The organism is Rhizobium sp. R635 (assembly GCF_002211285.1).
Taxonomy (GTDB): Bacteria; Pseudomonadota; Alphaproteobacteria; order Rhizobiales; family Rhizobiaceae; genus Rhizobium.
Window position 1 is genome coordinate 1 of the sequence record NZ_LOKX01000028.1, and the last position, 26,933, is coordinate 26,933.

A 26,933-nucleotide genomic window follows, 5' to 3' on the forward strand; every position below is an offset into this window, starting at 1 on the left:
TGACACCGGCCTGGGCATAATCGAGCACGGTATAGCCCAGCATCTGCGAGGCCGTCGGATAGGTCCCCGCCGCCACCATCGCCTTCAGCGCCGTCATCGCCGCATCACCGCCGCCGCCGGCAACCGGAACATCCTTCCAGGCAAAGCCTTCCTTCGACAGATCCTCCTTCAGGACATTCAAAGCAGCCGCCTCGCCGCCTGACGTCCACCAGTGAAGCATCTGCACTTCTTTCACGTCGGCAGCCTGCGCCGCACCCAAACCAGCAACCATCACGACAGCAATCGCCGCCGAGCTCATGAACTTGCGCATGAATTTCCTCCCGTTTGAAATTGGCGGCAGGACCCTCCCCGCCACCAGATGCGTCCCGCCATTGCAGCAGTCGGCATGAAGCCGCGCTCCTCCGCGCGGTTAACAATTTAAAACGTTATAAGCCCTTGGTCGTCAAGCTCTTTCTCGACTCCCGAGAAAAATGTGGTTACTGCCATAACACATTGAATTATATAAATATAATCCAAAAGGATAATGAGGCGGTAGAATTTAAAACGTTTTCATTGCCAGATTGCGCACCTGAGTCATCGTGTTATTGTATCGGCAATTCCAGCATGGAAAGCCCAGAGTGACCGAACCGTCCCGGCCGCATCGCGGCGAAAATCTCGATATCGCCCCCAAGCGCAGCAAGCCGACATTGCGGACGATCGCCACCATCACCGGCCTGGCGGTGACGACGGTGTCACGGGCGCTTTCCGATGCGCCGCAGATTTCGCTCGAGACCCGCCAACGCGTGCATCGCATCGCCCGCGAGATCGGCTATCTCCCGGATCGGGCGGCACAGCGTCTCAAGACGGGCCGCACCAATGTCGTCGCCATCCTGCTCGATCCCCACGAGGAGGTGGTCGGCTTTACCACCTCGATCATGTACGGCATCGCCAAGGCGCTGAAAGAAACACCCTACCATCTTGTCGTCGCCCCGAACTTCCTGTCGACGACCAACGCCGAAGCCGCCGAATACATCATTCGCAACCATCTGGCCGACGGACTGATTTTCACGCGCACCGAGCCACTCGACGCCCGCGTCCGCCTGCTGCTCGAAACCGGCTTTCCCTTCATCTGTCACGGCCGCACCGAATTTTCGACGCCGCATCCCTATGTCGACTACGACAATTTCACTTTCGCCTATGAGGCGACGCGCCGGCTGATCGTTAAGGGCCGCAAAAAAATGGCTGTGATCCTGCCGCCGAAACGGCTGACCTTCTGCCAGCATATCCTGCACGGTTTCATGACGGCGGTGCGCGAAGCCGGCATCGCTTACGAGATCCCCGAGACGGTCGATCTCGATACGCCGGCGGATACGCTGCGCGATTTCATGCGCGTCCGCGCAGCCGCGCCGGATGCACCCGATGGCTTCATCTGTCCCGGCGAAGTCTCCGCCCTCGCGGTCATCAGCGGCATGAACGATGCCGGCCGCACGCTCGCCGCCGATTACGATATCGTCGCCAAGGAGACATCCCGCCTTCTCACCCAATTGCAGCCGAAGGTCGATACGATCCACGAGGACCTGACGGCGGCCGGCGAGGATCTCGGCCGCATCCTGCTCCAGCGTATCAACAATCCCGAGGCAGAAAATCTGCACCTCCTGCTGCCGCCGCAGATCAACTTTCCGGTCGGTCAGCGCTAAAACTGTTTGCATGAAGCGCGATTTGCCTTAGAAGCGCGCGCGTAATCCGGTCGCAGCCCACCCGGTCAAAACAAGGGAATCCAAAATATGAAGACTATCGTCGTCTGCTCCGGCGGACTCGACTCCGTTTCGCTTGCCCGCAGGATGGCGGCGGAAGAACAGCTCATCGGTCTCGTCTCCTTCGACTACGGCCAGCGGCATCGCAAGGAACTCGACTTTGCCGCCAGATGCGCCGCGCGGCTTGCCGTTCCCCATCACATCATCGATATCGCCGCCATCGGCGGCCATCTCAGCGGATCGGCCCTGACCGACGATGTCGAGGTTCCGGACGGCCACTATGCCGAGGAGACCATGAAGGCCACCGTGGTGCCGAACCGCAATGCCATCATGCTGGCCATCGCCTTTGGGCTGGCAGCCGCGCAGAAGGCGGATGCCGTTGCCGTCGCCGTGCATGGCGGCGACCACTTCATCTACCCGGACTGCCGTCCGGGCTTCATCGATGCCTTCCAGCGCATGCAGAACGAAGCGCTGGACGGTTATGCCAGCGTCAAGCTGCTCGCACCCTATGTCGAGGTCCCCAAAGCCGCGATCGTGGCCGATGGCGCAAAACATGGCACGCCTTTCGCGGAAACCTGGTCCTGCTACAAGGGCGGCAATCTCCATTGCGGGCGCTGCGGAACCTGCGTCGAACGCCGCGAAGCCTTCCATCTCGCCGGTGTCGTCGACCCCACGGAATACGAGGACCGCGACTTCTGGAAGGCGGCGGTGTCGCAATATGCCGCGACGGAGGTGCGTTGATGTACCGCATCACCAAGGAGTTTCATCTCTCCGCCTCGCATCAATTGGATCACCTGCCGGCCGATCATCAATGCGCCCGGCTCCACGGCCACAACTACATCGTGGTCGTCGAACTCTCGGCCGAAAACCTGAATGACGACGGCTTCGTTCGCGATTATCACGACCTCTCGCCGCTCAAGCGCTATATCGACGAGGCTCTCGATCATCGCCACTTGAACGACGTGTTCGGTCATTCCAAAGTCACCTCCGAATTCCTGGCCAGGCATTTCTACGACTGGTGCAAGCAGCGTTTTCCCGAGACGTCGTCCGTCCGCGTCAGCGAAACGCCGAAGACCTGGGCGGAGTACAGGCCATGAGCACGGAGACCATCCGCGTCAGCGAGATCTTCGGCCCGACCATACAGGGCGAAGGTGCATTGATCGGACTGCCGACGGTGTTCGTCAGGACGGGCGGCTGCGATTACCGCTGCTCCTGGTGCGACAGCCTTCATGCGGTCGACAGCGCCTTCCGGGATCAATGGATGCCCATGTCGGTCGAGGCGATCTGGCAAGAGGTCACGAAACTCTCCGGAGGCAGGCCGATGACGGTTTCGCTTTCCGGAGGCAACCCGGCGATCCAGCCGCTCGGGCCGCTGATCGAACTCGGCCATTCCAAGGGATACCGCTTCGCACTGGAAACACAGGGGAGTGTCGCCCGGAACTGGTTTCGCGATCTCGACGTCCTGGTCTTGAGCCCCAAGCCGCCGTCAAGCGGAATGCAGACGGACTGGGGTGAGGTCGACAACTGCCTTCGGCTGACCGCCGGCGGGCCGGAGATCGCTTTGAAAATCGTCGTCTTCGACGATGCCGACTATGCATTCGCGCGAGACGTGGGCCAACGATACCCCTATATTCCCCTGTACTTGCAGCCGGGCAACCATACGCCGCCGCCGCCTGAAGACGACGACGCGCGTATCGATATCGACGGCGTCATGGACCGGATGCATTGGCTCGTCGAGAAGGTGACGGCGGACCGCTGGTTTGCGCCGCGCGTGCTGCCGCAGTTGCACGTGCTGCTTTGGGGAAACAAACGAGGGGTATGAGCCCCGTCCGCCGAAACCTATCGTTCCGGGAAAGCGAAGACATCGACAGGCTCTCCGAGCCCGCGCAGCGGGAAGGTGCCGAGACTGTCCATGTCTTTCGCGCAGCCCGCCATTTCGACGAAGGCCCGCGACAAGAGCACCGGGCGCTTGACCTCCTTGGTCAGGCTTTCCAGCCGCGAGGCGACGTTGACCGCCGGGCCGATGACGGTGAAATCCAGCCGCCGGCGCGAGCCGATATTACCGTACATGACGTCGCCGACATGCACACCGACGCCGTAGCGCAGCGGATCGCGCCCCATGCGCACATGCTCCTCGTTCAATTCAGTCATCGACGCCTGCCCCTCTCGGATCGCCTGCAGCAGATCGAGGCAGGCCGTGTCCTTACTCAGCGGGAAGATCGCCAGCAATCCGTCGCCCATGAACTTCAGGATTTCGCCGCCGTAGCGTTCGATCGGATCCGACATCGCGTCGAAATAATCGTTGAGCAGATGGATGACATCGTCGCGCGGCCAGAGATCGGAGATCGCCGTAAAATCGCGCAGGTCGCAGATCATGATTGCCGCTCCGACAGTGGCGCCGCTGCCGCGCGTCGTCACACCCGACAGGATCTGCTCACTCGCATGCGGCCCGACATAGGTCTGCAGCAACGTGCGCGCCATGATGTTTTTCAGCCGGATTTCGCTGACAAGCGTTAGCGCTGGCAGGAGATCGCGCAGGAAATCGACATGTTCGCGCTCGAAGCCGCCCGGCCGGTTGGTGGAAAATGTAGCGACATGGCGTTTGCCTAAGGTGTGTTCGACGGGCCAGGCGATATACTCGGTCAAACCGTCGTCGCGCAGGTCCTGATAGAATGAATCCATCTCGCCGTCGGCTGCGCCTTCCAGCTGCCTGCGCACCTCCACCACACCCTGATGGATCGCGTTGACCGGACTGGTCAGGAACTCCGGCGTGTTTTCGACGCCATAGGCGAATGTATCGATCTTCGCCTCCGCCAGTCCCTCCTTCCAAAGAATGCGGGCACCGACCCATTGCGGGTGGTTCACCCTGAAATGCAGCGTCGCCCGCGCCACCGGCACGCCGGCCGCCAGCAGCTTCCCACACATGTCCACCAGAATATTGTCGATGAAACGCTCGCCGCGCGTCTCGTTCACGAGCCAGTCGAGAATCCGTCTCCGACGAATCGGCCAGACGCCTTCGTCCGCCTCGACTGAAGTCCCGACCTTGTTCAAAAAAGACGACATCTAAAACCCCCGCTACGCCACTTCACTGGCGAGTGCCGAACTCAATCTTCCCGCTGAATGTGGTCGATGGGAAAGCAAATGATAAGGGGAGGTATCGATTAAACCTCAGAAATCCCAATCCTCGTCCTCGGTCGCCACGGCCTTGCCGATGACATAGGACGAGCCGGAACCCGAGAAGAAGTCGTGGTTCTCGTCGGCATTCGGCGAAAGCGCCGACAGGATCGCCGGATTGACCTTGCAGGCTTCGGCCGGAAACAGCGCCTCATAGCCGAGGTTCATCAGCGCCTTGTTGGCATTGTAGTGCAGGAACTTCTTGACGTCCTCGCTGAGCCCGACGCCGTCATAGAGCGCTTCGGTATATCTCGCCTCGTTGTCGTAAAGTTCGAGCAGGAGATCGAAGGCGAAATCCTTGATTTCCTGCCGGCGCTCCTCGGGCAACCGCTCCAGCCCGCGCTGGAACTTGTAGCCGATATAATAGCCGTGCACCGCCTCGTCGCGGATGATGAGGCGGATCATGTCGGCCGTGTTGGTCAGCTTGGCCCGGCTCGACCAGTACATCGGCAGGTAGAAGCCGGAATAGAACAGGAAGCTTTCGAGGAAGACGCTCGCGACCTTCTTCTTCAAGGGATCGCCGGAGGCATATTGCTTCATGATCAGCGCCGATTTCCGCTGCAGGAACTCGTTTTCCTCAGACCAGCGATAGGCGTCGTCGACATCGGGCGTCGAGCAGAGTGTCGAGAAGATCGAGGAATAGGAGCGTGCATGCACCGCCTCCATGAAGGAGACATTGGAAAGCACCGCCTCCTCATGCGGTGTTGCCGCATCCTCCATCAGCCTGATGGAGCCGACACCGTTCTGGATCGTGTCGAGCAGCGTCAGTCCGGTAAAGACGCGAATGGTGAGCTGCTGCTCGGCCGCCGTCAGCGTCGCCCAGGAGGGAATGTCGTTCGACAGCGGCACTTTCTCCGGCAGCCAGAAATTACCGGTGAGGCGATTCCAGACTTCGAGATCCTTATCGTCCTCGATGCGGTTCCAGTTGATGGCGCGGACGCGGGAGGCTGGCTTGATGGATATGTTCATTGGGTGGTCTTTCTTCCATAAATTCTAACGGAGTGCGGAGCCCCTCACCCTGCCCTCTCCCCGCTGGGGAGAGGGGAACGCCGTGCACGCGGCTTGTCTCTTCTCCCCAGCGGGGAGAGGGTGCCGGCAGGCGGATGAGGGGGCCACTCGCTCAAAGATTCGCGGCTGAAATCAAATCAAAGCGTACAAGACACACATCCCTGCACCTCGGTGCCGGACAGCGCCATCTGGCGAAGGCGGATGTAGTAGATCGTCTTGATGCCCTTCTTCCAGGCGTAGATCTGCGCCTTGTTGATGTCGCGCGTCGTTGCCGTGTCCCGGAAGAACAGGGTCAGCGACAGGCCCTGGTCGACATGCTGGGTCGCCGCCGCATAGGTGTCGATGATCTTCTCCGGCCCGATCTCGTAGGCGTCCTGATAATAATCGAGATTATCGTTGGTCATGAACGGCGCCGGATAATAGACGCGGCCGATCTTGCCTTCCTTGCGGATCTCGATCTTCGAAACGATCGGATGGATCGAGGAAGTGGAGTGGTTGATGTAGGAGATCGAGCCCGTCGGCGGCACCGCCTGCAGGTTCTGGTTATAGAGGCCGGAGGTCATGACGGCCTTCTTCAGCGCCGCCCAATCTTCCTGCGTCGGGATATGAATGCCGGCATTGTCGAACAGCGCCTGCACCTTCTCGGTCGCCGGCTTCCATTCCTTTTCGGTATATCTGTTGAAATATTCACCCGAGGCATATTTCGAATTCTCGAAGCCCTTGAAGCTCGCGCGTCGCTCGACCGCCAGCAGGTTCGAGGCGCGGATGGCGTGATAAGTCACCGCGTAGAAATAGATATTGGTAAAATCGACGCCTTCCTCGGAGCCGTAGAAGATGCGTTCACGGGCAAGGTATCCGTGCAGGTTCATCTGGCCGAGGCCGATCGCATGGCTTTCGTCATTGCCCTTCTCGATTGAAGGAACCGAGGCGATATGGCTCATGTCGGAGACGGCCGTCAGCGCCCGGATCGAGGTCTCGATCGTCTTGCCGAAATCGGCCGAATCCATCGCCGCTGCAATGTTCAGCGAGCCGAGATTGCAGGAAATATCCTTGCCGAGATGCTTGTAGGAGAGGTCGTCGTGATACTCGCTCGCCTCGCTCACCTGCAGGATCTCCGAGCAGAGGTTGCTCATGGAGATGCGGCCTGCCACCGGGTTTGCGCGGTTCACCGTATCTTCGAACATGATGTAGGGATAGCCGCTCTCGAACTGGATTTCGGCGATCACCTGGAAGAATTCCCGCGCCTTGATCTTCTTCTTGGAGATGCGGGCATCCGCCACCATCTCACGGTACTTTTCCGTCACCGAAATCTCGGTGAAAGGCATGCCATAGACCCGCTCCACGTCATAGGGCGAGAACAGGTACATATCCTCATTGTTCCTGGCGAGTTCGAAGGTGATGTCGGGCACGACGACCCCGAGCGACAGCGTCTTGATGCGGATCTTCTCGTCGGCATTTTCGCGCTTGGTGTCGAGGAAGCGCATGATGTCGGGGTGATGGGCGTGGAGATAGACCGCGCCCGCGCCCTGGCGCGCGCCGAGCTGGTTGGCGTAAGAGAAACTGTCTTCGAGCAGTTTCATCACCGGGATGATGCCGGAGGACTGGTTCTCGATCTGCTTGATCGGCGCGCCGGCCTCGCGGATATTCGTCAGCGACAGGGCCACGCCGCCGCCGCGCTTGGAAAGCTGCAGCGCCGAATTGATCGAGCGGCCGATCGATTCCATATTGTCCTCGACGCGCAGCAGGAAGCAGGAGACGAGCTCGCCGCGCTGCTTCTTGCCGGCATTCAGAAAAGTCGGCGTCGCCGGCTGGAAACGGCCTGAAATGATCTCGTCGACGATGTCGCGGGCAAGGGCTTCGTCGCCGCGCGCCAAAGCCAGCGCCACCATGCAGATGCGGTCTTCGTAGCGCTCGAGATAGCGCTTCCCGTCGAAGGTCTTCAACGTGTAGCTGGTGTAATATTTGAAGGCGCCGAGAAAGGTCGGGAACCGAAATTTCCTGGCATAGGCCTGGTCGAACAGGTCGCGGACGAAATTGAAGGAATACTGGTCGAGAACCTCCTGCTCGTAATAGCCTTCGGTCACGAGGTAATCGAGCTTTTCCCGGAGATTGTGAAAGAACACGGTGTTCTGGTTCACATGCTGCAGGAAATACTGCTTGGCCGCCATGCGGTCCCTGTCGAGCTGGATCCTGCCCTCATCGTCATAGAGGTTCAGCATCGCGTTCAGTGCATGATAATCGAGCGTTTCAGCCGCTTTCAGCGGCTTTGCGCCCGCATCCCGCGTCAGATTTGTTCCCGTGTCCAAAATCGTCCCATCCCGTCTTTGACATTGGCGACATCCCAGGCCGTTCCCAGAAGCTCGAACCTGTAGAGATACGGCACCTGGCATTTCCGCGAGATCACGTCGCCGGCAAGCCCGTAGGTCTCGCCGAAATTGCTGTTGCCCGCGGCGATCACGCCGCGGATGTTGAAACGGTTTTCCGCATCGTTGAGGAAGCGGATCACCTGCTTGGGCACGGCCCCTTTGCCGCCGTCACCGCAATAGGTAGGCGAGATCAGCACATAGGGTTCGTGAATGTGGATGCCTTCAGCGTCGACGGGAATGCGCGCCGCGCGCAGTCCCAGCTTCTCGACGAAACGATGGGTGTTCCCGGATCGGCTCGAATAATAGACGATCAGCCCCATCGCTTTTCTCCGCTCAGGAGAGCGCGCTGATCATGTCGGGACGGAAACCCGCCCAATGCTGGCTGCCGGCAACCACGACCGGAACCTGCATGTAGCCCATGCCGCGCACGCGATCGAGTGCTTCGGCATCCTCGGAAATATCGACGATCTCATAGTTCACGCCCAGGCGGTCGAGGGCGCGATAGGTTGCGGTGCATTGGACGCAAGCCGGCTTGCTGTAAACGGTAACGCTCATCATGTTCCTCGTGATGTCAATGAATTCAGGACACAGGACTGGGATCGGGCGCCGTGCGGCGTCCGGGGGGCAACGCTTGATAATGATCTGGCAAAGTTGGCGCTTAAACGCCTGACGTCGTCCCTCGCGGGATCTGCGCGGGCGGCGGCCTTGATGCTCTCGACATGACTTCAAACCCCGAAGTGCTCATGCGGACGTTCGGGGCGGCGCAACAGACGCGGATTCATTCCGCCTTCGTAGACGCGACCTTCCGGACACCCCGCCCGTGGACGTTTCGTTCGAGGCAGGTCTCCTGGCTCACGGGTCGAAGCACCCTGCCCAGCCTTCCCGGAGCATCATGCTCCAGTGACCTGAAATCGGACAGTTGCTCGCCGCTTACAGTTGCGGGGGCAGCTCCGGCATTGCCGCGCCATGATGGCGCAACGCACCGTATTCCCGTCTTAGCCCTCGATCCTCACGAATCGAGGGAACCTCGAACACTAGATATAGTACGCGAATCCGAATTCACGTCAACTGATGGTTTGTGCACCGCGTTACGGCAGGTTTGAAATCGCTGCGTTCCTATGAAAAACAGGGATAACGAAAGCTTAACGAAACCAGACCGCCATTCGGGAAAACATTCATGCCTTTACACGCAGCAGCCTCAGCGCATTGATCGTCACCAGCACGGTGGCGCCGGTATCGGCGAGGATCGCCGGCCAGAGCCCAGTAATGCCGGCGATCGTCGTCACCAGGAAGACCGCCTTCAGCCCGAGCGCGATGGTGATATTCTCAAGGATATTGCGCATCGTCCGCTTGGAAAGCGCGATCATCCGCGCCACGTCGCCGACGCGTCCGTGCAGCACGGCGGCATCCGCCGTCTCCAGCGCCACATCGGTGCCGCCGCCCATGGCGATGCCGATATCGGCGGCGGCAAGCGCCGGAGCATCGTTGATGCCGTCGCCGACCTTGGCGACGACGAAGCCCTCGCGCTTCAATTCGCCGACGACCCGCTGCTTGTCCTCCGGCATCATCTCGCCGCGCCAGTCGATGCCGAGCATGCCGGCGACGGCTGCCGCCGTCCGCTTGTTGTCGCCCGTCAGCATCATCGCCTTGACCCCGGCCGATTTAAGCGCCGAGAGCCCGGCCCCGGAATCCTCGCGCGGCTCGTCGCGCATGGCGATCAGGCCGGCCGCAGCGCCGTTGACGAGCAGCACCGACACACTCTTGCCCTCGTCGTTGAACGCCGTGATGCGCGACTCTTGTTCCCCGTCCAGCGCCCCGCGCTCGCGGGCAGCCGACGGCGACAAGAGATCCAGCGTCTCGCCGCCAACCTTGCCGCTGACGCCCTTGCCCGGCACCGCTTCCAGCTCGAAGGCGGGCGGCACGGGAACGCCGTCGGCCTTGGCGCGGTTGAGGATGGCGAGCGCCAAGGGATGGCTGGAGCCCTGCTCCAGCACCGCCGCGCGCGACAGGAGCTGCGCCTCGCTCAATCCGAAGGAAACGATATCGGTCACCCGAGGCTTGCCTTCCGTCAGCGTGCCCGTCTTGTCGAAGGCGACCATCGTTACCTTGCCGAGCGTCTCCAGCACCGCGCCGCCCTTCATCAGCAGCCCGCGCCGGGCACCCGCCGAGAGCGAAGCGGCGATCGCCGCCGGCGTCGAGATGACGAGCGCACAGGGGCAGCCGATCAGCAGGATGGCAAGACCTTTGTAGATCCATTCGTTCCACGAGCCGCCGAAAAACAGCGGCGAAACGACCGCCACCAGCGCGGCGACCACCACCACGCCGGGCGTGTAATAGCGCGAGAACCGGTCGATGAAGCGTTCCGTCGGCGCTTTCGATTCCTGCGCCTCCTCCACCAGCTTGACGACGCGGGCGATGGTATTGTCGGCAGCGGCCGCCGTGACGCGAACCCTGAGCACTGCATCGCCGTTGACCGTACCGGCATAGACGACTGCATCGACGCCCTTGCGCACCGGCGTGCTTTCGCCCGTCACCGGAGCCTCGTCGACCGCGCTCTCGCCGGAAACGATGACACCGTCCGCAGAGATGCGGTCGCCGGGGCGAACCATGATGATCGCGCCGACGGCAAGGCTTTCCGCCGGCACCTCCCGCATCTGGCCATTGTCTTCGAGCAGCGCGGTCTTCGGCACCAAGGCCGTCAGCGACTGGATGCTTTCGCGCGCCTTGCCCGCCGCCACACCCTCCAGCAGCTCGCCGACGAGGAACAGGAAAACGACGGTCGCCGCTTCCTCTCCCGCATTGATGATGACGGCGCCGACAGCGGCGATCGTCATCAGCATCTCGATCGAAAAGGGTGTGCCGGATAGGGCCGCCATGACCGCACGCCGGGCGATCGGCACGAGACCGACCAGCATGGCGACGATGAAGGCATAGGATGCAATCGCCGGCACGAGATGGCCGACAGCATAGGCGGCAACGAGCGCCACGCCCGAGAAAATGGTCAGCCGGCCCTTCTTGCTCTGCCACCAGGGACCGGTCATCGGCGTGTGGTCATGCCCGTGCAGACCTTCGATTTTCTTTTCGCCATGGGCGTGGTCGTGACCATGGCCTTCATGATCGTGATCATGACCCGCGTGATCATGGCTCGCATGATCGTGGTCGTGGCCCGCGTGATCGTGATCATGATGATGCGAACCGCGTTCAGGCACAGAGGCTGCCCCTCCGGTAAAAGGCGAGACGGAATAGCCAAGCCCCGTCACCTTCTTCTCGATCGCCTTGAGGTCGCTGCTGCCGTCATGCCGGACAGTCATCGTGCCCGCCACCACCGAGACGGAAACATCGGCGACGCCTGCCACGCGTCTGACCGCCGTATCGATCTTGGTCGCGCAGGCGGCGCAATCCATGCCACCGACCCGGTATCGTGTCTCGCTCGTCTCAGCCATGATCCGCTTCCTTGTCAAACAGAAGCATCCCACCTACATCCTCTAGCGACTAGAGGTGCAAGAGGAAAATCATGAAAAAGATCACCATCGGCGAAGCGGCTCGCCGGAGCGGCGTCAAGGTGCCGACGGTGCGTTATTACGAGAGCATCGGCCTGCTCGCCGCCCCGAGCCGCAGCGAAGGCAACCAGCGCTCCTTCGAGCCCGCCGACATCAGCCGCCTCGCCTTTATCCGCCATGCCCGCGAACTCGGTTTCGAAATCGAGGCGATCCGCACGCTGCTCACTTTGCAGGACGATCCGCATCAATCCTGCGCCTCGGCCGATGCCATCGCCAAGGCCCGCCTCGTCGAGGTCGAGCAGCGCATCCGCAGCCTGACGGCACTGAAGGCCGAGCTGGAAACCATGGTGGAAGGCTGCGGCCATGGCCGCGTCGACCAATGCCGTGTCATCGAGGTTCTCGCCGATCATGGCCAATGCACGCATTCGCACCACTGACGTGGTTGCGCCCTTGCAGGTGACTCGTCCTCGCGCCAAAACTGCATCAGAAAGAATCGGGCGAAGACATTCATGAACCAGAAGCGGGTTGCGATCATCGGCGGTGGCCCGGCGGGCCTTGCGGCTGCCGAACTGCTTTCGCTCTCCGGTCATTTAGTGACGGTCTATGACGCCATGCCGACCTTCGCCCGCAAGTTCCTGCTGGCCGGCAAATCAGGTCTCAACATCACCCATTCCGAGGACTATATCAGTTTCGCCACGCGGTTCGGCACAGCCTCCGACCGTCTGCGCCCTGCGCTTGATGCTTTTACCCCCGATGACATCAGGGAGTGGGCTGCAGGGCTCGGGACCGAGACCTTCATCGGCTCCTCCGGCCGGGTCTTTCCGACAGTGATGAAGGCTTCTCCCCTGCTGCGCGCGTGGCTCAGGCGACTGGAAGGCCAAGGCGTTGCCCTGCGCACCCGCCATCGCTGGACCGGTTTTGCCGAAGAGGGCTACGTTTTCGAAACGCCGGAAGGCCGCAGCATCGTCCATTGCGATGCCGCCTTGCTGGCGCTCGGCGGCGCAAGCTGGCCGCGCCTCGGCTCCGATGCGAGTTGGCTGCCCTGGCTGTCGGAAAGGGGCGTCGAGATCGACACCTTCCGACCCGCCAATTGCGGCTTCGTCATCGGTTGGAGCGCGAATTTCAGTGAGCGTTTCGCCGGCGAGCCGGTCAAATCCGTCACCGCCACATCCGAGGCAGGCAGCATTCCCGGAGAATTCGTCATCACCGCAAGCGGCATCGAGGGCAGCCTGATTTATGCCCATGCCGCCGCACTGCGCGACCGGTTGCAGAGCCATGGCAACGCCATCCTGACTCTTGACCTGGCACCAGGCCGGACGATCGAGAGGCTGGCGCGCGACCTTGCCCGGCAGGACGCCAAATCGAGCTTTTCAAACCGGCTGCGCAAAGGCGCCGGCCTCGACGGCGTCAAGGCGGCCTTGCTGCGGGAACTCGTACCCGAGCGCGAAAGAACCGATCCGGAGCGGCTCGCCGGCATGCTGAAGGCCCTGCCGATCCCGGTTCTCGACACGAGACCCATCGGCGAGGCGATCTCCTCGGCCGGCGGTATCCGCTGGAGCGGCATCGACGAAGGCTTCATGCTGAAGGCCCTACCCAATACCTTCGTCGCCGGCGAAATGCTCGATTGGGAAGCGCCGACCGGCGGTTATCTGCTCACCGCCTGCCTTGCGACCGGCCGGGCGGCCGCGCGCGGCATCGAGGCCTGGCTGTTGCGGTAGACGCGGATGATCTGAAACCGGATCTAGATCAATGAAGCGGAGCGAGATGCCGTGCGAAGATCGCTCACACTATTCAGCATCGTGCCCTGATCGCCCGGGGTGAGGAAGAGGGCGGCCGTCGAAGCGTGCAATTGCCAACCGATGGCTTTTCCATCAGACTATGCTGAAGTTCCGTGGGAGGAGCAGATGCAAGAACAGTCAGCGCATGCGGAGCATGTCTACACCTCTGCGCAGCGTAATTCCGCCGCCGCGAGTTCTCCGATCGTCGCGTCCTGGCGGCGCTGCATGACCATGCACCAGCTCGCTCCGGAAGACGAACGCGCGCCGCTACGCCTCACCGACGGCGAATTCCACCATGCACGCGCGCAGTCCGAACGGCTGATCGCCGGCGCCACCGACGAGCTCGACCGCCTCTTTACGACGGTCGGCAAGGCCGGCTGCTGCATCCTTCTGACCGACAGGAACGGCATCGCGCTGGAGCGCCGGGGCACATCAGGCGACGACAAGGACTTCCGCGATCTCGGCCTCTGGACCGGCTCGATCTGGACCGAGGCGAGTATTGGCACCAATGGCATCGGCACCGCGCTCGCCGACGAGCGCGCCGTCGCCATCTTCCGCGACCAGCATTTCTTCTGCTCGAATATCCGCCTGAGCTGCACGACGGCGCCGATCCGCGATCATCGCGGTGAGCTTGCCGCCGCCCTCGATATCTCCACCTGCCGCGAAGACGTCAGCGAAATGACGCTGGCGATCCTGACGCAGACGGTGCGCGATGCGGCGACGCGCATCGAACTCAATCTCTTTCGTTCGGCCTTTGCAGGCGCCCGTTTCCTGATGGTCCCCACGAGCGCCAATTCCGCCGCCGCCCTGCTTGCGGTCGATCGGCACGACCTCGTGCTCGGCGCCACCCGCGCCGCCCGCATCGCATTGCAGCTCGACGACAAACGGATTGCAGCCGGAATCCCGGCCTCCGATGCGCTCCAGGAAGCCGCCGTCTCGCAGCAGGAAGAGATGGTCGAAGCGGAAAAGGCAGCCCTCTTGCGAGCACTGTCGCGCACCAGCGGCAACGTCTCGCAGGCGGCCGCAGCACTCGGGATCAGCCGCGCCACCCTGCACCGGAAGATGAAAAAGTTCGACCTGCACTGAGCAGTGGGCTCGAAGGTTCCGCGGACATGGGCAATCATGACGCGATCTGTCGCAACCCTGCGACAGTGTGCACTGCGGTATCGATGCCGCACTCTGTTCCCTTCGGCAAAACGCGCACATTTTCCTCCCACTGGTTCGATTGGAACCTGGACCATCAAGGGAGGATGACATGCTTCATCAGAAAGTCGTCGAATCGCCGTTCAAGCTCAAATACGGCAACTATATCGGCGGCGAATGGCGCGAGCCGGTCGAAGGCAAATACTTCGAAAACCTGACGCCCGTCACCGGCGGCAAGCTCTGCGACATTCCCCGCTCGAGTGAAAAGGACATCAATCTGGCGCTCGACGCCGCCCATGCGGCCAAGGACAAATGGGGCCGCACTTCGGCTGCCGAGCGCTCCAATATCCTCATGAAGATCGCCCAGCGCATGGAGGACAAGCTGGAATTGCTCGCCCAGGCCGAGACCTGGGACAACGGCAAGCCGATCCGCGAAACCATGGCCGCCGACATTCCGCTGGCGATCGACCACTTCCGCTATTTCGCCTCCTGCATCCGCGCCCAGGAAGGCTCGATCGGCGAGATCGACCATGACACCATCGCCTATCACTTCCACGAGCCGCTCGGCCTCGTCGGCCAGATCATTCCGTGGAACTTCCCGATCCTGATGGCGACCTGGAAGCTGGCGCCGGCACTTGCCGCCGGCAACTGCGTGGTGCTGAAGCCCGCCGAGCAGACCCCGGCCTCAATCCTGTTCTGGGCCGAACTCGTCGGCGATCTCCTGCCGCCCGGCGTGCTCAACATCGTCAACGGCTTCGGCATCGAGGCCGGCAAGCCGCTGGCAACCAGCCCCCGCATCGCCAAGATCGCTTTCACCGGCGAGACGACGACCGGCCGGCTCATCATGCAATATGCCAGCCAGAACCTCATTCCGGTGACGCTCGAACTCGGCGGCAAGTCGCCGAACATCTTCTTCGCCGACGTGATGGCGGAGGATGACGACTTCCTCGACAAGGCGCTCGAAGGCTTTGCGATGTTCGCCCTGAACCAAGGCGAGGTCTGCACCTGCCCGAGCCGCGCCCTCGTCCAGGAATCGATTTACGACCGCTTCATGGAAAAGGCCGTCAAACGCGTCGAGGCGATCAAGCAGGGCAACCCGCTCGACAGCGCGACCATGATCGGCGCCCAGGCATCGAACGAACAGCTCGAAAAGATCCTCGCCTATCTCGATATCGGCAAGCAGGAAGGCGCCGAAGTCCTGGCCGGCGGTTCGCGCAACGATCTCGGCGGCGAACTGGCGAACGGCTATTACGTCAAGCCGACGATCTTCAAGGGCCACAACAAGATGCGTGTGTTCCAGGAGGAGATCTTCGGGCCGGTCGTATCCGTCACGACCTTCAAGACCGAGAAGGAAGCGCTCGAAATCGCCAACGACACGCTCTACGGCCTCGGCGCCGGCGTCTGGAGCCGTGACGCCAATCGCTGCTACCGTTTCGGCCGCGAGATCCAGGCCGGCCGCGTCTGGACCAACTGCTACCACGCCTACCCTGCCCATGCCGCCTTCGGCGGCTACAAGCAGTCCGGCATCGGCCGCGAAACCCACAAGATGATGCTCGAGCACTACCAGCAGACCAAGAACATGCTGGTGAGCTACAGCCCGAAGGCGCTCGGTTTCTTCTGAGACGCCGTTCGCATGGGAGAGGTTTAAGCCCCTCCCCACAAGGGGGAGGGGCTTAACACGTTGAACTGCCCCGTTCTAAAAGCGACGCATCGCCTTGCTGAAACCTTCGTAAGGAAAACAGCGGAGGCGGCATCCTAAGCCCCTCCCCCTTGTGGGGAGGGGTTGGGGAGGGGAATCTCCTTTCCAGAACATTGAAGGAAGAACCATGGAAACGACCGTCAACGGTGAACCACGCGTTCTCGCAACCGACGCGGCTCTCGATCTGATTGCCGAAATCCGGCGGGACCATCCCGATATCCTCTTCCACCAGTCGGGCGGCTGCTGCGACGGCTCCTCACCCATGTGTTATCCCACAGGCGAATTCATGGTCGGCGACAGCGACGTCAAGCTCGGCGAGATCGGCGGCGTGCCGGTCTATATCAGCGCCAGCCAGTTCGAGGCATGGAAGCATACGCAACTCATCATCGACGTCGTGCCCGGCCGCGGCGGCATGTTCTCGCTCGACAACGGCCGGGAGAAGCGCTTCCTCACCCGCTCCCGCCTCTTCGGCGGCGGCGAGGCCTGCGCCGTGCCGGATACCAGGGCCTGAATATCCTCATACTCCTTCGAGGCTTGCGCTGCCGCCGAGCTTGGATCAACAATGCGGTGTCGTCCAACACCGGCCCGCGGGAGATCCATTGCCATGAGTGACCAGAAAGCCGTGATCGTCACAGGCGCGGGAGGAAACCTTGGCCGCGCCGTCGTCCGCGAGCTTGCCGCCTCCGGCATGAAGCTCGTCGGCATCAACCGTTCGAGCCGTGGGCTCGAAGCCTTGGCGGGCGATCTTCCCGCCTCCGCCGAGTTTCTGCCGATCGCAGGCACGGATCTCACCGATTACGGCTCCTGCACTGCCGCTGTTGCCGAGGCCGTCGCCCGTTTCGGCGGCGTCGGCGCATTGGTCAATACGGTCGGCGGCTTCCAGATGGGACCGGTCGGGCCGGATGCTCCCGCGCAATGGCGGATGATGATGACCGCGAATGCCGATAGCGCGCTGACGATCAGCGCTGCCGTCCTGCCCATCATGAAGGCTGCCGGCTATGGCCGCATCGTCCACATCGCCGCCGCGCCCGGCCTGAAGGCAGGCGCCAACCAGGCCGCTTACGCCGCTTCGAAAGCCGCCGTCATCCGACTGACCGAAGCGATCGCCGCCGAATGCCGCGACGACCGCATCACCGCCAACTGCATCCTGCCCGGGACGATCGACACGCCTGAGAATCGTACGGCCATGCCCAATGCGAAGACGGACGGCTGGGTCTCGCCGCAATCGATCGCCCGCCTCATCGCCTTCCTGATTTCGCCGGCCGCGGCCGTCGTCACCGGCGCTGCGATCCCGGCCACCGGTCGCGAATAAAACCTGGCGCGTTTTAGCCGGTTACACGCCGTCCGGCTTGAGGTACGATCCTGTCGATATTCAGGACCGGTGGCAACGAGGGGATGGTCTGTTCAGACCGGGCACAATGGTGTTGATGATCGCATCGCGACGGCATTTCCCGAAGGCCGGTGGTTGTCATGACTGACGAACCGGCAGCGCGCACCATCAACGGAGTGAGCCTGCGCGGGGAATGGTTCCTCGCCGTCAGCATCGCAACCAGCCTTATATTCATTGCGTTCCCCGAGCCGCTCTTCGCGCGGCTTTCCGATCCGTTTTGGTTCACCGTCGTTTTCGGCTGGCTGTTCGCCGTCGTCCTCGGCTCGGCCCTGTCGGTCGTTCGGCATGCGGATCGTTTGGCGGAGCGGCTGAAAGAGCCATACGGCACGCTCATTCTGACGCTGGCCATCACCTCGATCGAGGTGATGGCGATTTCAGCCGTCATGATTCACGGCGAAAACAACCCGACGCTTGCGCGCGATACTCTGTTTGCAGTCGTCATGATCATCCTCAACGGCATGGTCGGCCTGTCATTGTTGCTCGGGGCCTGGCGGCGGCCGGAACAGCAGCACAATCTGCAGGGCGCCAATGCCTATCTCGGCGTCATCGTGCCGCTCGCGACGCTGAGCCTAGTCATGCCGACATTTATTGCCGGCCCGGACGGGCAGCATCCATCGGCGCCGCGGCAATTGATATTGGGTATCGTATCGGTCGGCCTTTACGCCACGTTCCTGTTTCTTCAGGCCGGCCGCCATCAGGATTATTTCGCCAGCGACGGCAACCGCCAGCATCACGGGGAACACGTTCCGCCTCACGGACCGGTCTGGCCCCATGCGCTTCTGCTCTTCGCCTATATGGGGCCAGTCGTCTTTCTGGTCGAACAGCTTGCGCGGCCGATCGATTACATTATCGAAACCCTGCACGCTCCGACCGCCTTCGGCGGTGTCGTCATGGCCGTGCTCGTCGCAACGCCCGAGGCAATCAGCGCCGTGCGCGCATCCATCGCCGATAATCTGCAGCGCTCCGTCAATATCTTTCTGGGCTCCGTCCTGTCGACGATCGGGTTGACCGTGCCGGCAATGCTCGTCGTCAGCCGCCTTTACGGCCACCCCGTCACCCTGGGTCTGGAACACAGCGACCTGGTGATGCTCCTGCTCACCCTCGCCGTCAGCATCATTACCTTTGCCAGCGGCCGGACGCATCTCATGCAGGGCGCCGTCCATCTGGTGCTCTTCCTGGCCTACGTATTGCTCATTTTCCAGCAATGACCTGCAGCCATGACGCGTCGCTCAACGGCTGCGAGAGAAGGGGAAAGTAAAGATTTCACGCTTTGTCCGTCCTCCGCTATGATGGCGGAAAGGCTCTAGGGGGACCGGGCTTGAGCTCACTGTTGCTTGGCGGGCTTGTCTTTGTCTTTCTGTCTGCGGCAACGTCGATGGGAATGGTAATGCGCGCCCGCCTGCCGGATCATCATCTCAATCCGGAATCCAAGGATGTCATCCGGCTCGCGACCGCGGTGGTGGGCACGCTGTCGGCCTTGGCGCTCGGCCTGCTGATCGCATCCGCCAAATCTTCTTATGACAACGCCGAAGCGGAGATGAGAACAGCGGCGGCGCGGGTCCTCCTGCTGGACCGCGTCATGGCGCATTACGGCCCGGAAACCGGCCATGCGCGCCAGCTTCTGCGTGAACTCATCGAGAAGCGGCTGAGCCGCGGCTGGACCGCCGAGACCACCGACGAAACGGCAGGCAAGGCGCTGCCGGAATATCAGGATATCGAGGCGGTTCAAGACAACCTTCGAGCCCTGTCGCCCCGGGATGCCGCACAGCATTCTCTCCAGGCGCGCGCGCTTGAGGTGAGCGGCATGGTGGCCGAAACCCACTGGCTGCTGGTCGAATCCGGCAGCGAAGGCCTGCCCTGGGCCTTCCTTGCCGTTCTCGTCTGTTGGCTCTCGCTGCTTTTTGCGACCTTCGGGCTGCAGGCGCCACCGAATCCGACCGTCTTGTCTATTCTGTTTGTCTGCGCCCTGTCCGTCGCCGGCGCCGTCTTCCTGGTTACGGACATGGCCAATCCCTACATCGGGCTGGTCCGCGTTTCCGACACACCCTTGCAGTCCGCCATCGAACGGCTCGGGAAACCGTAGCCGGTGCGGTTCGACGCCGTTCAATTGTGACCGAGGGCTATTGCAATTTTTAGCAATGCCGCGACATAATATCACCTGCCTTGAACCTTCGGCAGGCCGGTGGGGGCCGCCGTCGAGGCACGCATAGAGACTGGGCTCTTGACATGTCGAGGCGGCGGCAATGCGTGGGGGATTGCATCAGGGTCTGCGATTTTTTCTGACACTTGCCGGCATGGCGCTTCTCGCCGGCTGCGAGGAGAGCGGCAACACCTACGTTCCCCCTCCTCCTCCGCCGGTTCGTGTCGCACAGCCGGTCCAGCAAGCGATAACGCTCTATTTCGAGCTGACCGGCAATACCGCGCCGCTCAATTCCGTCGATATCGAGGCACGCGTCCAGGGCTATGTCCAATCCATCGACTATCAGGACGGCATGATGGTCAAGAAGGGCGCCAAGCTCTTCGGGATCGAGCGTGACACCTATCAGGCGCAACTGGATCAAGCGAAGGCATCGCTCGCCTCGCAACAGGCCTCCCAGGTCGGCGCGAAGCAGGAATATGACCGGCAGCTCAATCTGTCGAAACAGCAGGTGACCACGCAGACTGCGGTCGACAGCGCCAAGGCGACCCTCGACGAGGCGAATGCCGCCATCCTCAACGCCCAGGCCAACGTCGAACTCGCGACCATCAACCTCGGCTATACGGAGGTACTCGCCCCCTTCGACGGTATCGTCACCAATCACCTCGTCGATATCGGCACACTGGTCGGCGTATCCGGCCCCACCAAACTCGCCAGCATCGTCCAGACCGATCCGCTTTATGCCTATTTCAACGTCAGCGAAACGCAGGTGCTGATGATCAAGGAAACCCTGGCAAAGCAGGGGCATACCTTCAGGCAGACGGATCTTCCGAGCATACCGGCGGAGATCGGTCTGCAGACCGAGGAAGGCTATCCGCACAAGGGACATCTCGATTACGTATCGCCCCAGCTCGATGCCTCCACCGGCACGCTTCAGGTGCGCGCCCTGTTCGACAACAAGGACCACGCCATGCTGCCCGGCCTTTTCGTTAGGGTTCGGGTGCCGGTCGGTCATAACGACAAGGCCCTGCTGGTGCGCGACGATGCGATCGGCACCAACCAGTTGGGCAGCTATGTGCTCGTTCTCGGCAAGGACGACGTCGTCGAGCAGAAGCAGATCAAGACAGGCCAGCGGGAAGGTCCGCTCCGGGTCGTCCAATCCGGCCTCGATCCGGCCGACTGGGTGGTGACCCAGGGTATCCAGCAAGCCATTCCCGGCAGCAAGGTCACGCCCGAGAAGATGGAAATGAACCCGGCGACAAGCGCCGCCGGCGATGCCAAGGCCCAGACCACGATGCAATGAATTCGCCATCCGGCTTCCTTTGACCGTCTAAGGACAAGAGCATGATCTCGCGCTTCTTCATCGAGCGGCCGGTACTCGCCAATGTCCTGGCGCTCGTCTTCGTGCTCGTCGGCGCGGTCGCCCTGTTTCAGCTCCCCGTCGCGCAATATCCGAACGTCGTTCCGCCGACGGTGCAGGTGACGACCCGCTTTCCCGGCGCCAGCGCCCAGACCCTCGTCGATACCGTCGCGCTGCCGATCGAGCAGCAGGTCAACGGCGTCCAGGACATGCTCTACATGCAGTCGACGAGCGCCAGCGACGGCACCTATGCGCTGACCGTGACTTTTGCCATCGGAACGGATCCCGATCAGGCGCAGGTTCTGGTCCAGAACCGCGTTGCGATCGCCATGTCGTCGCTTCCCGAAGCGGTGCAGCTTCAGGGCGTCACGACACAGAAGAAATCGACGGCGATCCTCGGTTTCGTCAGCCTGACCTCGCCCGACAGCCGCTATGACAGCCTGTTCCTGTCGAACTATGCGGTCATCAATCTGCAGAACGAGCTCGCCCGCCTGCCTGGCGTCGGCAACGTCACGGTGTTCGGCGCCGGCCAATATGCCATGCGGATCTGGATGGACCCGAACCTGCTGCAGGCACGCGGCCTGACGCCGCAGGATGTGGTCAGCGTCGTGCAGCAGCAGAGCCAGGAGGTTGCCGCCGGCCAGATCGGCATTCCGCCGGTGCCGAAAGGGCAGCTCTTCCAATACACGCTGAATGTCAACGGTCGCCTGAACGAGGCGGCAGATTACGAGAACATCGTCGTCAAGGTCGAGAGTGGGGAGGGCGGCCGCATCACGCGTGTGCGCGATATCGGCCGCGTCGAACTCGGCGCCCAGACCTACAGCCAGTCCTTCACGCAGAATGGCCGACCGGCGGCCGGCATCGGCATTTTCCAATTGCCGGAAGCGAACGCCATTGCGGTGGCGCAGGCGGTGCGCGCGAAGATGGAGGAGCTCTCGAAAAGCTTTCCGCCCGGCCTCGAATATCACGTGCCGTTCGACACGACGAAATTCGTCGAAGCCTCCATCGACGAGGTTTACGTCACCTTGATCGAGGCGGGCGTGCTCGTTCTCATCGTCATTCTCGTTTTCCTGCAGGATTGGCGGGCGATGCTCGTGCCCGCGACGACCGTTCCGGTCACCATCATCGGCGCTTTCGCGGCAATGGCGGCATTGGGCTTCACGGTCAATCTGTCGACGCTTTTTGCCATCGTTCTGGCGATCGGCATCGTCGTCGATGATGCCATCGTCATCGTCGAAGGCGTCGCCCGGCACATCGAGGCGGGCATGCCTGGCCGAAAGGCCGCAGAGAAAGCGATGGAAGAACTGCTCGGCCCTGTCATCGGCATCACGCTGGTGCTGATGGCAGTCTTCATTCCTGCCGCCTTCCTGCCCGGCCTGACCGGCCAGCTCTATCGACAGTTCGCACTCGTCATTGCCGCCACGGCGCTGATCAGCGCCATCAATGCCGTCACGCTGAAACCGACGCAATGCGCCCTTTGGCTGCGCGCTTCAGTACCGCTCGAGAAACGCAACATCTTCTATCGCGGCTTCAACAGGGGCTATGATTGGGGTGAACGCCACTATGCCGGCCTGATCGGATCGATGACCCGCCACAGCGGCGTCATGGCCATCGCAGCGCTCGCGCTGATCGGGATCGCCGTCTGGGGCCTCACCCGCCTGCCGACCGCATTCCTGCCTATCGAGGATCAGGGCTATGTACTGATCAGCGCGCAATTGCCGGACGGCGCCTCGAAGGAGCGGACGGATGCAGTGATGGAGGAGGTCGGCAAGATCGCCGAGGCGGCACCCGGCGTCGATCAGGTGCTGACCATCAGTGGCCTTTCCGTTCTCGACAACAATGCCAGCCTGCAGAATGCCGGCGTGGCTTATGTTGTCCTCAAGGATTGGGAAGAGCGCGGCAAGGAGAAAGGACAGGACCTGCTGTCGATCTATCAGCATCTGAACGACGCATTGCAGCACGTGCTGACGGCCAAGACGCTGGTGGTGGTGCCGCCTCCGATCCAGGGCATCGGTAATGCCAACGGCTTTACCATGCAGGTCGAGCTCAGGAACGGCATATCTGACTATCCGCTGCTGCAATCGCTCGCCGATACGATCGTCAAGAACGGCAACGCCCAGTCGTCGCTGCAGAGGCTGAGTACGCCTTTTCGCTCGAACGTGCCTCAGCTTGCGGTATCCGTCGATCGCATCAAGGCGGAGACGCTGGGCATTACGGTGGGCCAGGTCTTCTCCGCTCTCTCCGGCTACGTCGGATCGAGCTACGTCACCCAGTTCAACAAGTTCGGCCGCACCTTCCAGGTCTATGCGCAGGCCGCTTCCGATTTCCGGGTCAGTCCCGACGATATCCGCAATCTGAAGGTCAAGGCAGGCGACGGGACGATGGTGCCGCTCGGTACGGTCGTCGATGTCACCACGACACAAGGCCCCTCGCTGATCAGCCTCTACAATCTCTATCCGACCGCCACCATCGTCGGCGGACCGGCCGCCGGTTTCAGCTCCGGCCAGTCGCTCAAGGTCATGGAACAGATTGCCGACCATACATTGCCGGCAGGCGCCGGCTTCGAATGGACGGCGCTTTCCTATCAGGAGAAGGCCGTGGGCGGGCAGATCTATTTCATCTTCGCGCTCGCCATGCTGCTCGTCTATTTCGTGCTCGCCGGCCAGTATGAAAGCTGGATCCTGCCGCTGGCGGTCATATTCGCCGTACCGCTCGCCCTGCTCGGCACCGTAGCGGCACTCACCGCGGCGGGCGTCGCCAACAACCTCTATACGCAGATCGGCCTCATCCTGCTGATTGCGCTCGCAGCCAAGAATGCCATCCTCATCGTCGAATATGCGCGGGAAAAACGGGCGGAAGGCATGGAAATCCTGGACGCGGCCGTCGAGGCCGCCCGCCTGCGCTTCCGGCCGATCCTGATGACGTCCTTTGCCTTCATCCTCGGGGTCCTGCCGCTCGTGCTGGCGACAGGTGCGGGCGCATCGGCCCGCAAGTCGATCGGCATATCTGTCTTCAGCGGCATGATCGCCTCGACCTGTCTTGCCGTTCTCTTCGTCCCCTCCTTCTACGTCCTGCTGCAACGTCTCGAGGAACATTGGAAGCGGCGCGGCGCGACCGCAAACAAGCCCGCAAACATGGCGGAAACAGAAGTATCGAAGGTCGGATGAGGCGATCGCGGCTTTATTGGACGATCACCTGCACATAAACGTTGCCGCTCTTGGCGTAATAATAGGCGCCGCATCGATAATAATAGCCACCGTAATAGGGACCATAGCGGCACCCCGCCGGAAGTACGGCGATAGTCGTCGTCGTACGTGTAACCACCCGCCGCGTCGTCCGGCGAGCCACACCCGCATAAGAGAGCGGCGTCAGCGGCCTGCCGATGACGGCGCCCGCCGGCGTGGCGAAGCCGATCGACAACGGCATGGAACCCTGCTCCTCGACGCGAAAATCGGTGAATGTCAGCACGCCGGCAAGGCTGAGTGCGAACAGCAGCTTGTTATAGGTCATTTCGCTTCTCCCATATCGGCGGCGGCCGGAAGCTCATCGAGCGATTGCAGTTCGCTCAGATCGACCGTCTTCGCGCTGGCAGGAATCTCGATGGTGTAGGCAACGGCTGCGACATCTGCTCCAGTTTTGAAATCGCTGATTTCGAGCGTGTATTGCGGCGCCTGGACGACGTGCTTGCTGGTGATGACGTAACGGCGCGGTATCGGCTGCGAGCCGGTCTGTATCCAGATCTGCCAGTCGATCTCAGGCGTTCGGAAGGCCAGGTATTCGCATTCGACGCCATCGACGAAAGCACTGGAAATGTGCTTGGCCTCCGTCACATCGGACATGAGCTCGTCGTAGACATTGGAGGATAGAAGATCGGCGCCCGGCGCTTCGACACCCGCCGTCATGAGCCTGTCGATCAGATCATCGAGCGAACCCTTGCCGTCGATCTTGGCATAAGCGTCGAGGTTCTTGCCGTGTACCGTCAGCGACGAACCATCGAAACTGACGTCGAGATCCGCGAAGCCACCGGTCCTCGTCACACGCAACTTGTCGGGACGCGTCAGGTTGGCGGTCCCCGAGCTCACGAACTGGAGTTTCTCAAAGGCAGGCGTCACCGCTTCGAGCGACGATTGGTATGTGAAGGAAATCGTCTTCTGCGCCACCAGAAAATCGGACATCTTCTTGAGCAGCTCTTTTGCGTCATCCGCCCAGGCGCTCGTCGGCAGCACCAAGCTGGCGGAAACCGACGCATATATAAGCATCCGCTTCAATTGCGGAAAAGGGAAAGTCGATGACATGGCAATGCCTTTCGTTCGTGTCGTCATTGATTTCATCGAATTGCAGACAGTGGCTGGCGGACCTGCCGTCGCCGTACATGAAATGTGAGAAATGCAAGGCATGGAGGCAGGCAACAGCCGCCTGCGGTCTTGGCTGGATCGCACTCGCGGAGACTTCCCGTTGGAGCGCGATCATCCCTTTCTGAAAACAAGTTCGGCTGGTCGTTACAATCCGGAGGTCAGGACCCGATGGCAGGCCGGCGACACCCGCTGCAGATTGTCCCGCAGACAGGCAATGCCCCGTCCGCCCCCGAGAGGCACCATGCGGCACAAGGCCCGGAAGTCCGGTCCACAGGTTTCCCGCAGGATCATTACTTCCTCGCGTGGTGTGAAGGCCGGCATCATGGCTCGAGGAGCGGGGGTGATAGCGCCCGTGGCGGCCGCATCGCCGGTCGTCGGCGCGGCCGATCCCCCCAACGCGGCGACAGCCTGCTGGCAAAGCGCCGATAAAGCGGCACTATGCTGCTGCAGGCAGCTGAGCGCCTCGGCGCCCCCCGGTGTCACGCCGGAACACTGCGCCATGAAATCGCGCTGGCAGGCCGATTTGACCGAATTTCGCTGTGCCTGCGTCGGCTGATGCGCCGGCGTCCCGGTCGCGGGCGCCGGAGCGCTCGCCGCCGTGTCTGCGGGGACAGCCGGGGCCGGCTCCGCAGATGTCGATTTGGGCTTTGCGGTCACCGCGGAAACCGCATTCCGGCATCCCGCCGAAAGCGAAGCGCTATGCTGCTGCAAGCAGCTGAGAGCCTCCATTCCTCCGGGCGTCACCCCGGAGCATTTCGCGATGAAATCGGAGCGGCACTCCGCCCTGATCGCGTCACGCTGTTCTTCGGTCGGCGCTTGCGCATAGGCAACCTCGGCGAAGAACACCACTGAGCAGAACGCGGGCAACGCGCAGATTGCCGATAGAAAACGGCGCCTCCCATATGGAGACGTCAGTAGAGAAGACCCCCATTTTCGCATGATTCCCCCCTATAGATCTGATCTACTTCATGAAATCGAACTGCCCTCTGAATAGAATGATAGGCGCCGCCGATTGGACGGACGTTGCTTACTGCAATAGAAATATAAGAAGCGCCTGAACTAGATATATTAGAATATTATCCTTTTAGCAACTATCTCATCGGCACTTGAAAATCGATGCCAACTCGCAGGACTATCGGTTCTGCGCGCAAAAACGCAAATAGCCCGCTTTTCAGCGGGCTATTTGTGATGAGGGAATTGAGAAGAGATTTGGTTGTGGGTGCAGGATTTGTAGTTTTTCTGTCCCTCTGCGTCGGCTTTGCCTCCTTGGGGGCCCCTGATGAGGCGTTA

At 61.7% G+C, this 26,933-nt stretch carries 24 protein-coding genes, 1 pseudogene and 1 riboswitch; of the genes and pseudogenes, 14 read left to right on the forward strand and 11 right to left on the reverse strand.

The genetic code is table 11. From position 1 onward, the window contains the following. Positions 1 to 310 (reverse strand): annotated as a pseudogene (locus tag ATY78_RS19300) (sugar ABC transporter substrate-binding protein); the annotation flags it as partial. Between the two features lie 307 nt (positions 311 to 617). Between ATY78_RS19300 and ATY78_RS19305 the strand changes: the two are divergent. From ATY78_RS19305 to queE, 4 genes are all read left to right on the forward strand, one after another. Continuing rightward, positions 618 to 1,676: a LacI family transcriptional regulator gene (locus tag ATY78_RS19305; RefSeq protein WP_088683921.1), complete on the forward strand. Its 1,059-nt coding sequence runs from the start codon at positions 618 to 620 to the stop codon at positions 1,674 to 1,676. A gap of 87 nt (positions 1,677 to 1,763) precedes the next feature. Further along, complete coding sequence (queC, locus tag ATY78_RS19310) at positions 1,764 to 2,474, forward strand: 7-cyano-7-deazaguanine synthase QueC (protein ID WP_088683922.1); 711 nt, start codon at positions 1,764 to 1,766, stop codon at positions 2,472 to 2,474. Beyond that, on the forward strand, positions 2,474 to 2,830 hold the full coding sequence (queD, locus tag ATY78_RS19315) for a 6-carboxytetrahydropterin synthase QueD (RefSeq protein ID WP_088676294.1): 357 nt from the start codon (positions 2,474 to 2,476) through the stop codon (positions 2,828 to 2,830). Before queC ends, queD begins: the two co-directional genes overlap by 1 nt. Next, positions 2,827 to 3,555 (forward strand): 7-carboxy-7-deazaguanine synthase QueE, encoded by a 729-nt coding sequence (queE, locus tag ATY78_RS19320; RefSeq protein WP_088683923.1) that lies wholly within the window; start codon positions 2,827 to 2,829, stop codon positions 3,553 to 3,555. Before queD ends, queE begins: the two co-directional genes overlap by 4 nt. A 17-nt stretch (positions 3,556 to 3,572) precedes the next feature. On the opposite strand, the gene ATY78_RS19325 is transcribed toward queE, so the two are convergent. The 6 genes from ATY78_RS19325 to ATY78_RS19350 all read right to left on the reverse strand — a co-directional run bounded on the left by ATY78_RS19325 (position 3,573) and on the right by ATY78_RS19350 (position 11,724). After that, complete coding sequence (locus ATY78_RS19325) at positions 3,573 to 4,796, reverse strand: adenylate/guanylate cyclase domain-containing protein (protein ID WP_088683924.1); 1,224 nt, start codon at positions 4,794 to 4,796, stop codon at positions 3,573 to 3,575. Positions 4,797 to 4,901: 105 nt separating this feature from the next. Beyond that, a complete protein-coding gene (gene nrdF / locus ATY78_RS19330) occupies positions 4,902 to 5,876 on the reverse strand; it encodes a class 1b ribonucleoside-diphosphate reductase subunit beta (protein WP_088683925.1) in 975 nt (324 codons plus the stop codon). A 176-nt stretch (positions 5,877 to 6,052) separates the two neighbouring features. Beyond that, a complete protein-coding gene (gene nrdE, locus ATY78_RS19335; RefSeq protein WP_088683926.1) occupies positions 6,053 to 8,221 on the reverse strand; it encodes a class 1b ribonucleoside-diphosphate reductase subunit alpha in 2,169 nt (722 codons plus the stop codon). Further along, positions 8,200 to 8,601: a class Ib ribonucleoside-diphosphate reductase assembly flavoprotein NrdI gene (nrdI, locus tag ATY78_RS19340; protein ID WP_088683927.1), complete on the reverse strand. Its 402-nt coding sequence runs from the start codon at positions 8,599 to 8,601 to the stop codon at positions 8,200 to 8,202. The genes nrdE and nrdI overlap by 22 nt, the downstream gene beginning before the upstream one ends. A gap of 13 nt (positions 8,602 to 8,614) precedes the next feature. Further along, positions 8,615 to 8,836, reverse strand: coding sequence for a glutaredoxin-like protein NrdH (gene nrdH / locus ATY78_RS19345; protein WP_088683928.1), 222 nt, complete (start codon positions 8,834 to 8,836; stop codon positions 8,615 to 8,617). A 264-nt stretch (positions 8,837 to 9,100) separates the two neighbouring features. Then, a riboswitch (cobalamin riboswitch) is annotated at positions 9,101 to 9,326 on the reverse strand. Between the two features lie 130 nt (positions 9,327 to 9,456). Next, the gene (locus ATY78_RS19350; protein WP_088683929.1) at positions 9,457 to 11,724 is read right to left on the reverse strand and encodes a heavy metal translocating P-type ATPase; all 2,268 of its coding nucleotides are present in this window, start codon (positions 11,722 to 11,724) and stop codon (positions 9,457 to 9,459) included. Between the two features lie 71 nt (positions 11,725 to 11,795). Between ATY78_RS19350 and ATY78_RS19355 the strand changes: the two genes are divergently transcribed. The 10 genes from ATY78_RS19355 to ATY78_RS19400 all read left to right on the forward strand — a co-directional run bounded on the left by ATY78_RS19355 (position 11,796) and on the right by ATY78_RS19400 (position 24,455). Further along, positions 11,796 to 12,218 (forward strand): helix-turn-helix domain-containing protein, encoded by a 423-nt coding sequence (locus ATY78_RS19355; RefSeq protein ID WP_088683930.1) that lies wholly within the window; start codon positions 11,796 to 11,798, stop codon positions 12,216 to 12,218. 72 nt (positions 12,219 to 12,290) lie between these two features. Beyond that, positions 12,291 to 13,499, forward strand: coding sequence for a TIGR03862 family flavoprotein (locus ATY78_RS19360; protein ID WP_088683931.1), 1,209 nt, complete (start codon positions 12,291 to 12,293; stop codon positions 13,497 to 13,499). A 186-nt stretch (positions 13,500 to 13,685) separates the two neighbouring features. After that, the gene (locus ATY78_RS19365; RefSeq protein ID WP_088683932.1) at positions 13,686 to 14,645 is read left to right on the forward strand and encodes a helix-turn-helix domain-containing protein; all 960 of its coding nucleotides are present in this window, start codon (positions 13,686 to 13,688) and stop codon (positions 14,643 to 14,645) included. Between the two features lie 169 nt (positions 14,646 to 14,814). Further along, a complete protein-coding gene (adh, locus tag ATY78_RS19370; protein ID WP_088683933.1) occupies positions 14,815 to 16,323 on the forward strand; it encodes an aldehyde dehydrogenase in 1,509 nt (502 codons plus the stop codon). A gap of 205 nt (positions 16,324 to 16,528) precedes the next feature. After that, positions 16,529 to 16,912: a DUF779 domain-containing protein gene (locus ATY78_RS19375; RefSeq protein WP_088683934.1), complete on the forward strand. Its 384-nt coding sequence runs from the start codon at positions 16,529 to 16,531 to the stop codon at positions 16,910 to 16,912. Between the two features lie 93 nt (positions 16,913 to 17,005). After that, the gene (locus ATY78_RS19380; RefSeq protein ID WP_088683935.1) at positions 17,006 to 17,713 is read left to right on the forward strand and encodes an SDR family NAD(P)-dependent oxidoreductase; all 708 of its coding nucleotides are present in this window, start codon (positions 17,006 to 17,008) and stop codon (positions 17,711 to 17,713) included. Between the two features lie 158 nt (positions 17,714 to 17,871). Next, complete coding sequence (locus tag ATY78_RS19385; RefSeq protein ID WP_088683936.1) at positions 17,872 to 18,999, forward strand: calcium:proton antiporter; 1,128 nt, start codon at positions 17,872 to 17,874, stop codon at positions 18,997 to 18,999. A 110-nt stretch (positions 19,000 to 19,109) separates the two neighbouring features. Beyond that, positions 19,110 to 19,874, forward strand: coding sequence for a DUF4239 domain-containing protein (locus tag ATY78_RS19390; protein WP_088683937.1), 765 nt, complete (start codon positions 19,110 to 19,112; stop codon positions 19,872 to 19,874). Positions 19,875 to 20,034: 160 nt separating this feature from the next. Then, a complete protein-coding gene (locus tag ATY78_RS19395) occupies positions 20,035 to 21,231 on the forward strand; it encodes an efflux RND transporter periplasmic adaptor subunit (protein WP_088683938.1) in 1,197 nt (398 codons plus the stop codon). A gap of 41 nt (positions 21,232 to 21,272) precedes the next feature. Then, positions 21,273 to 24,455 (forward strand): multidrug efflux RND transporter permease subunit, encoded by a 3,183-nt coding sequence (locus tag ATY78_RS19400; RefSeq protein ID WP_088683939.1) that lies wholly within the window; start codon positions 21,273 to 21,275, stop codon positions 24,453 to 24,455. A gap of 13 nt (positions 24,456 to 24,468) precedes the next feature. On the opposite strand, the gene ATY78_RS19405 is transcribed toward ATY78_RS19400, so the two are convergent. Genes ATY78_RS19405 through ATY78_RS28730 form a run of 4 tightly spaced genes read right to left on the reverse strand, consistent with a single transcriptional unit; the run spans position 24,469 to position 26,582 of the window. Further along, positions 24,469 to 24,798, reverse strand: coding sequence for a hypothetical protein (locus ATY78_RS19405; protein WP_088683940.1), 330 nt, complete (start codon positions 24,796 to 24,798; stop codon positions 24,469 to 24,471). After that, complete coding sequence (locus tag ATY78_RS19410; RefSeq protein ID WP_088683941.1) at positions 24,795 to 25,583, reverse strand: DUF2092 domain-containing protein; 789 nt, start codon at positions 25,581 to 25,583, stop codon at positions 24,795 to 24,797. The genes ATY78_RS19405 and ATY78_RS19410 overlap by 4 nt, the downstream gene beginning before the upstream one ends. Next, the gene (locus ATY78_RS28725; protein WP_210191804.1) at positions 25,486 to 25,758 is read right to left on the reverse strand and encodes a hypothetical protein; all 273 of its coding nucleotides are present in this window, start codon (positions 25,756 to 25,758) and stop codon (positions 25,486 to 25,488) included. Before ATY78_RS28725 ends, ATY78_RS19410 begins: the two co-directional genes overlap by 98 nt. A 29-nt stretch (positions 25,759 to 25,787) precedes the next feature. After that, positions 25,788 to 26,582: a hypothetical protein gene (locus ATY78_RS28730; RefSeq protein ID WP_088683942.1), complete on the reverse strand. Its 795-nt coding sequence runs from the start codon at positions 26,580 to 26,582 to the stop codon at positions 25,788 to 25,790. Between the last annotated feature and the right edge of the window lie 351 nt (positions 26,583 to 26,933).

Coding starts and splice junctions, on each gene's coding strand:
- queE (WP_088683923.1), top strand. CDS start 2,827: ATGAGCACGGAGACCATCCGCGTCAGCGAGATCTTCGGCCCGACCATA.
- ATY78_RS19360 (WP_088683931.1), top strand. CDS start 12,291: ATGAACCAGAAGCGGGTTGCGATCATCGGCGGTGGCCCGGCGGGCCTT.
- ATY78_RS19350 (WP_088683929.1), bottom strand. CDS start 11,724: ATGGCTGAGACGAGCGAGACACGATACCGGGTCGGTGGCATGGATTGC.
- nrdI (WP_088683927.1), bottom strand. CDS start 8,601: ATGGGGCTGATCGTCTATTATTCGAGCCGATCCGGGAACACCCATCGT.
- ATY78_RS19365 (WP_088683932.1), top strand. CDS start 13,686: ATGCAAGAACAGTCAGCGCATGCGGAGCATGTCTACACCTCTGCGCAG.
- ATY78_RS19410 (WP_088683941.1), bottom strand. CDS start 25,583: ATGTCATCGACTTTCCCTTTTCCGCAATTGAAGCGGATGCTTATATAT.
- ATY78_RS28725 (WP_210191804.1), bottom strand. CDS start 25,758: ATGATCGCGCTCCAACGGGAAGTCTCCGCGAGTGCGATCCAGCCAAGA.
- ATY78_RS19400 (WP_088683939.1), top strand. CDS start 21,273: ATGATCTCGCGCTTCTTCATCGAGCGGCCGGTACTCGCCAATGTCCTG.
- adh (WP_088683933.1), top strand. CDS start 14,815: ATGCTTCATCAGAAAGTCGTCGAATCGCCGTTCAAGCTCAAATACGGC.
- queC (WP_088683922.1), top strand. CDS start 1,764: ATGAAGACTATCGTCGTCTGCTCCGGCGGACTCGACTCCGTTTCGCTT.
- ATY78_RS19395 (WP_088683938.1), top strand. CDS start 20,035: ATGCGTGGGGGATTGCATCAGGGTCTGCGATTTTTTCTGACACTTGCC.
- ATY78_RS19325 (WP_088683924.1), bottom strand. CDS start 4,796: ATGTCGTCTTTTTTGAACAAGGTCGGGACTTCAGTCGAGGCGGACGAA.
- nrdH (WP_088683928.1), bottom strand. CDS start 8,836: ATGAGCGTTACCGTTTACAGCAAGCCGGCTTGCGTCCAATGCACCGCA.
- queD (WP_088676294.1), top strand. CDS start 2,474: ATGTACCGCATCACCAAGGAGTTTCATCTCTCCGCCTCGCATCAATTG.
- ATY78_RS19355 (WP_088683930.1), top strand. CDS start 11,796: ATGAAAAAGATCACCATCGGCGAAGCGGCTCGCCGGAGCGGCGTCAAG.
- nrdF (WP_088683925.1), bottom strand. CDS start 5,876: ATGAACATATCCATCAAGCCAGCCTCCCGCGTCCGCGCCATCAACTGG.
- ATY78_RS28730 (WP_088683942.1), bottom strand. CDS start 26,582: ATGCGAAAATGGGGGTCTTCTCTACTGACGTCTCCATATGGGAGGCGC.
- ATY78_RS19380 (WP_088683935.1), top strand. CDS start 17,006: ATGAGTGACCAGAAAGCCGTGATCGTCACAGGCGCGGGAGGAAACCTT.
- ATY78_RS19375 (WP_088683934.1), top strand. CDS start 16,529: ATGGAAACGACCGTCAACGGTGAACCACGCGTTCTCGCAACCGACGCG.
- ATY78_RS19385 (WP_088683936.1), top strand. CDS start 17,872: ATGACTGACGAACCGGCAGCGCGCACCATCAACGGAGTGAGCCTGCGC.
- ATY78_RS19405 (WP_088683940.1), bottom strand. CDS start 24,798: ATGACCTATAACAAGCTGCTGTTCGCACTCAGCCTTGCCGGCGTGCTG.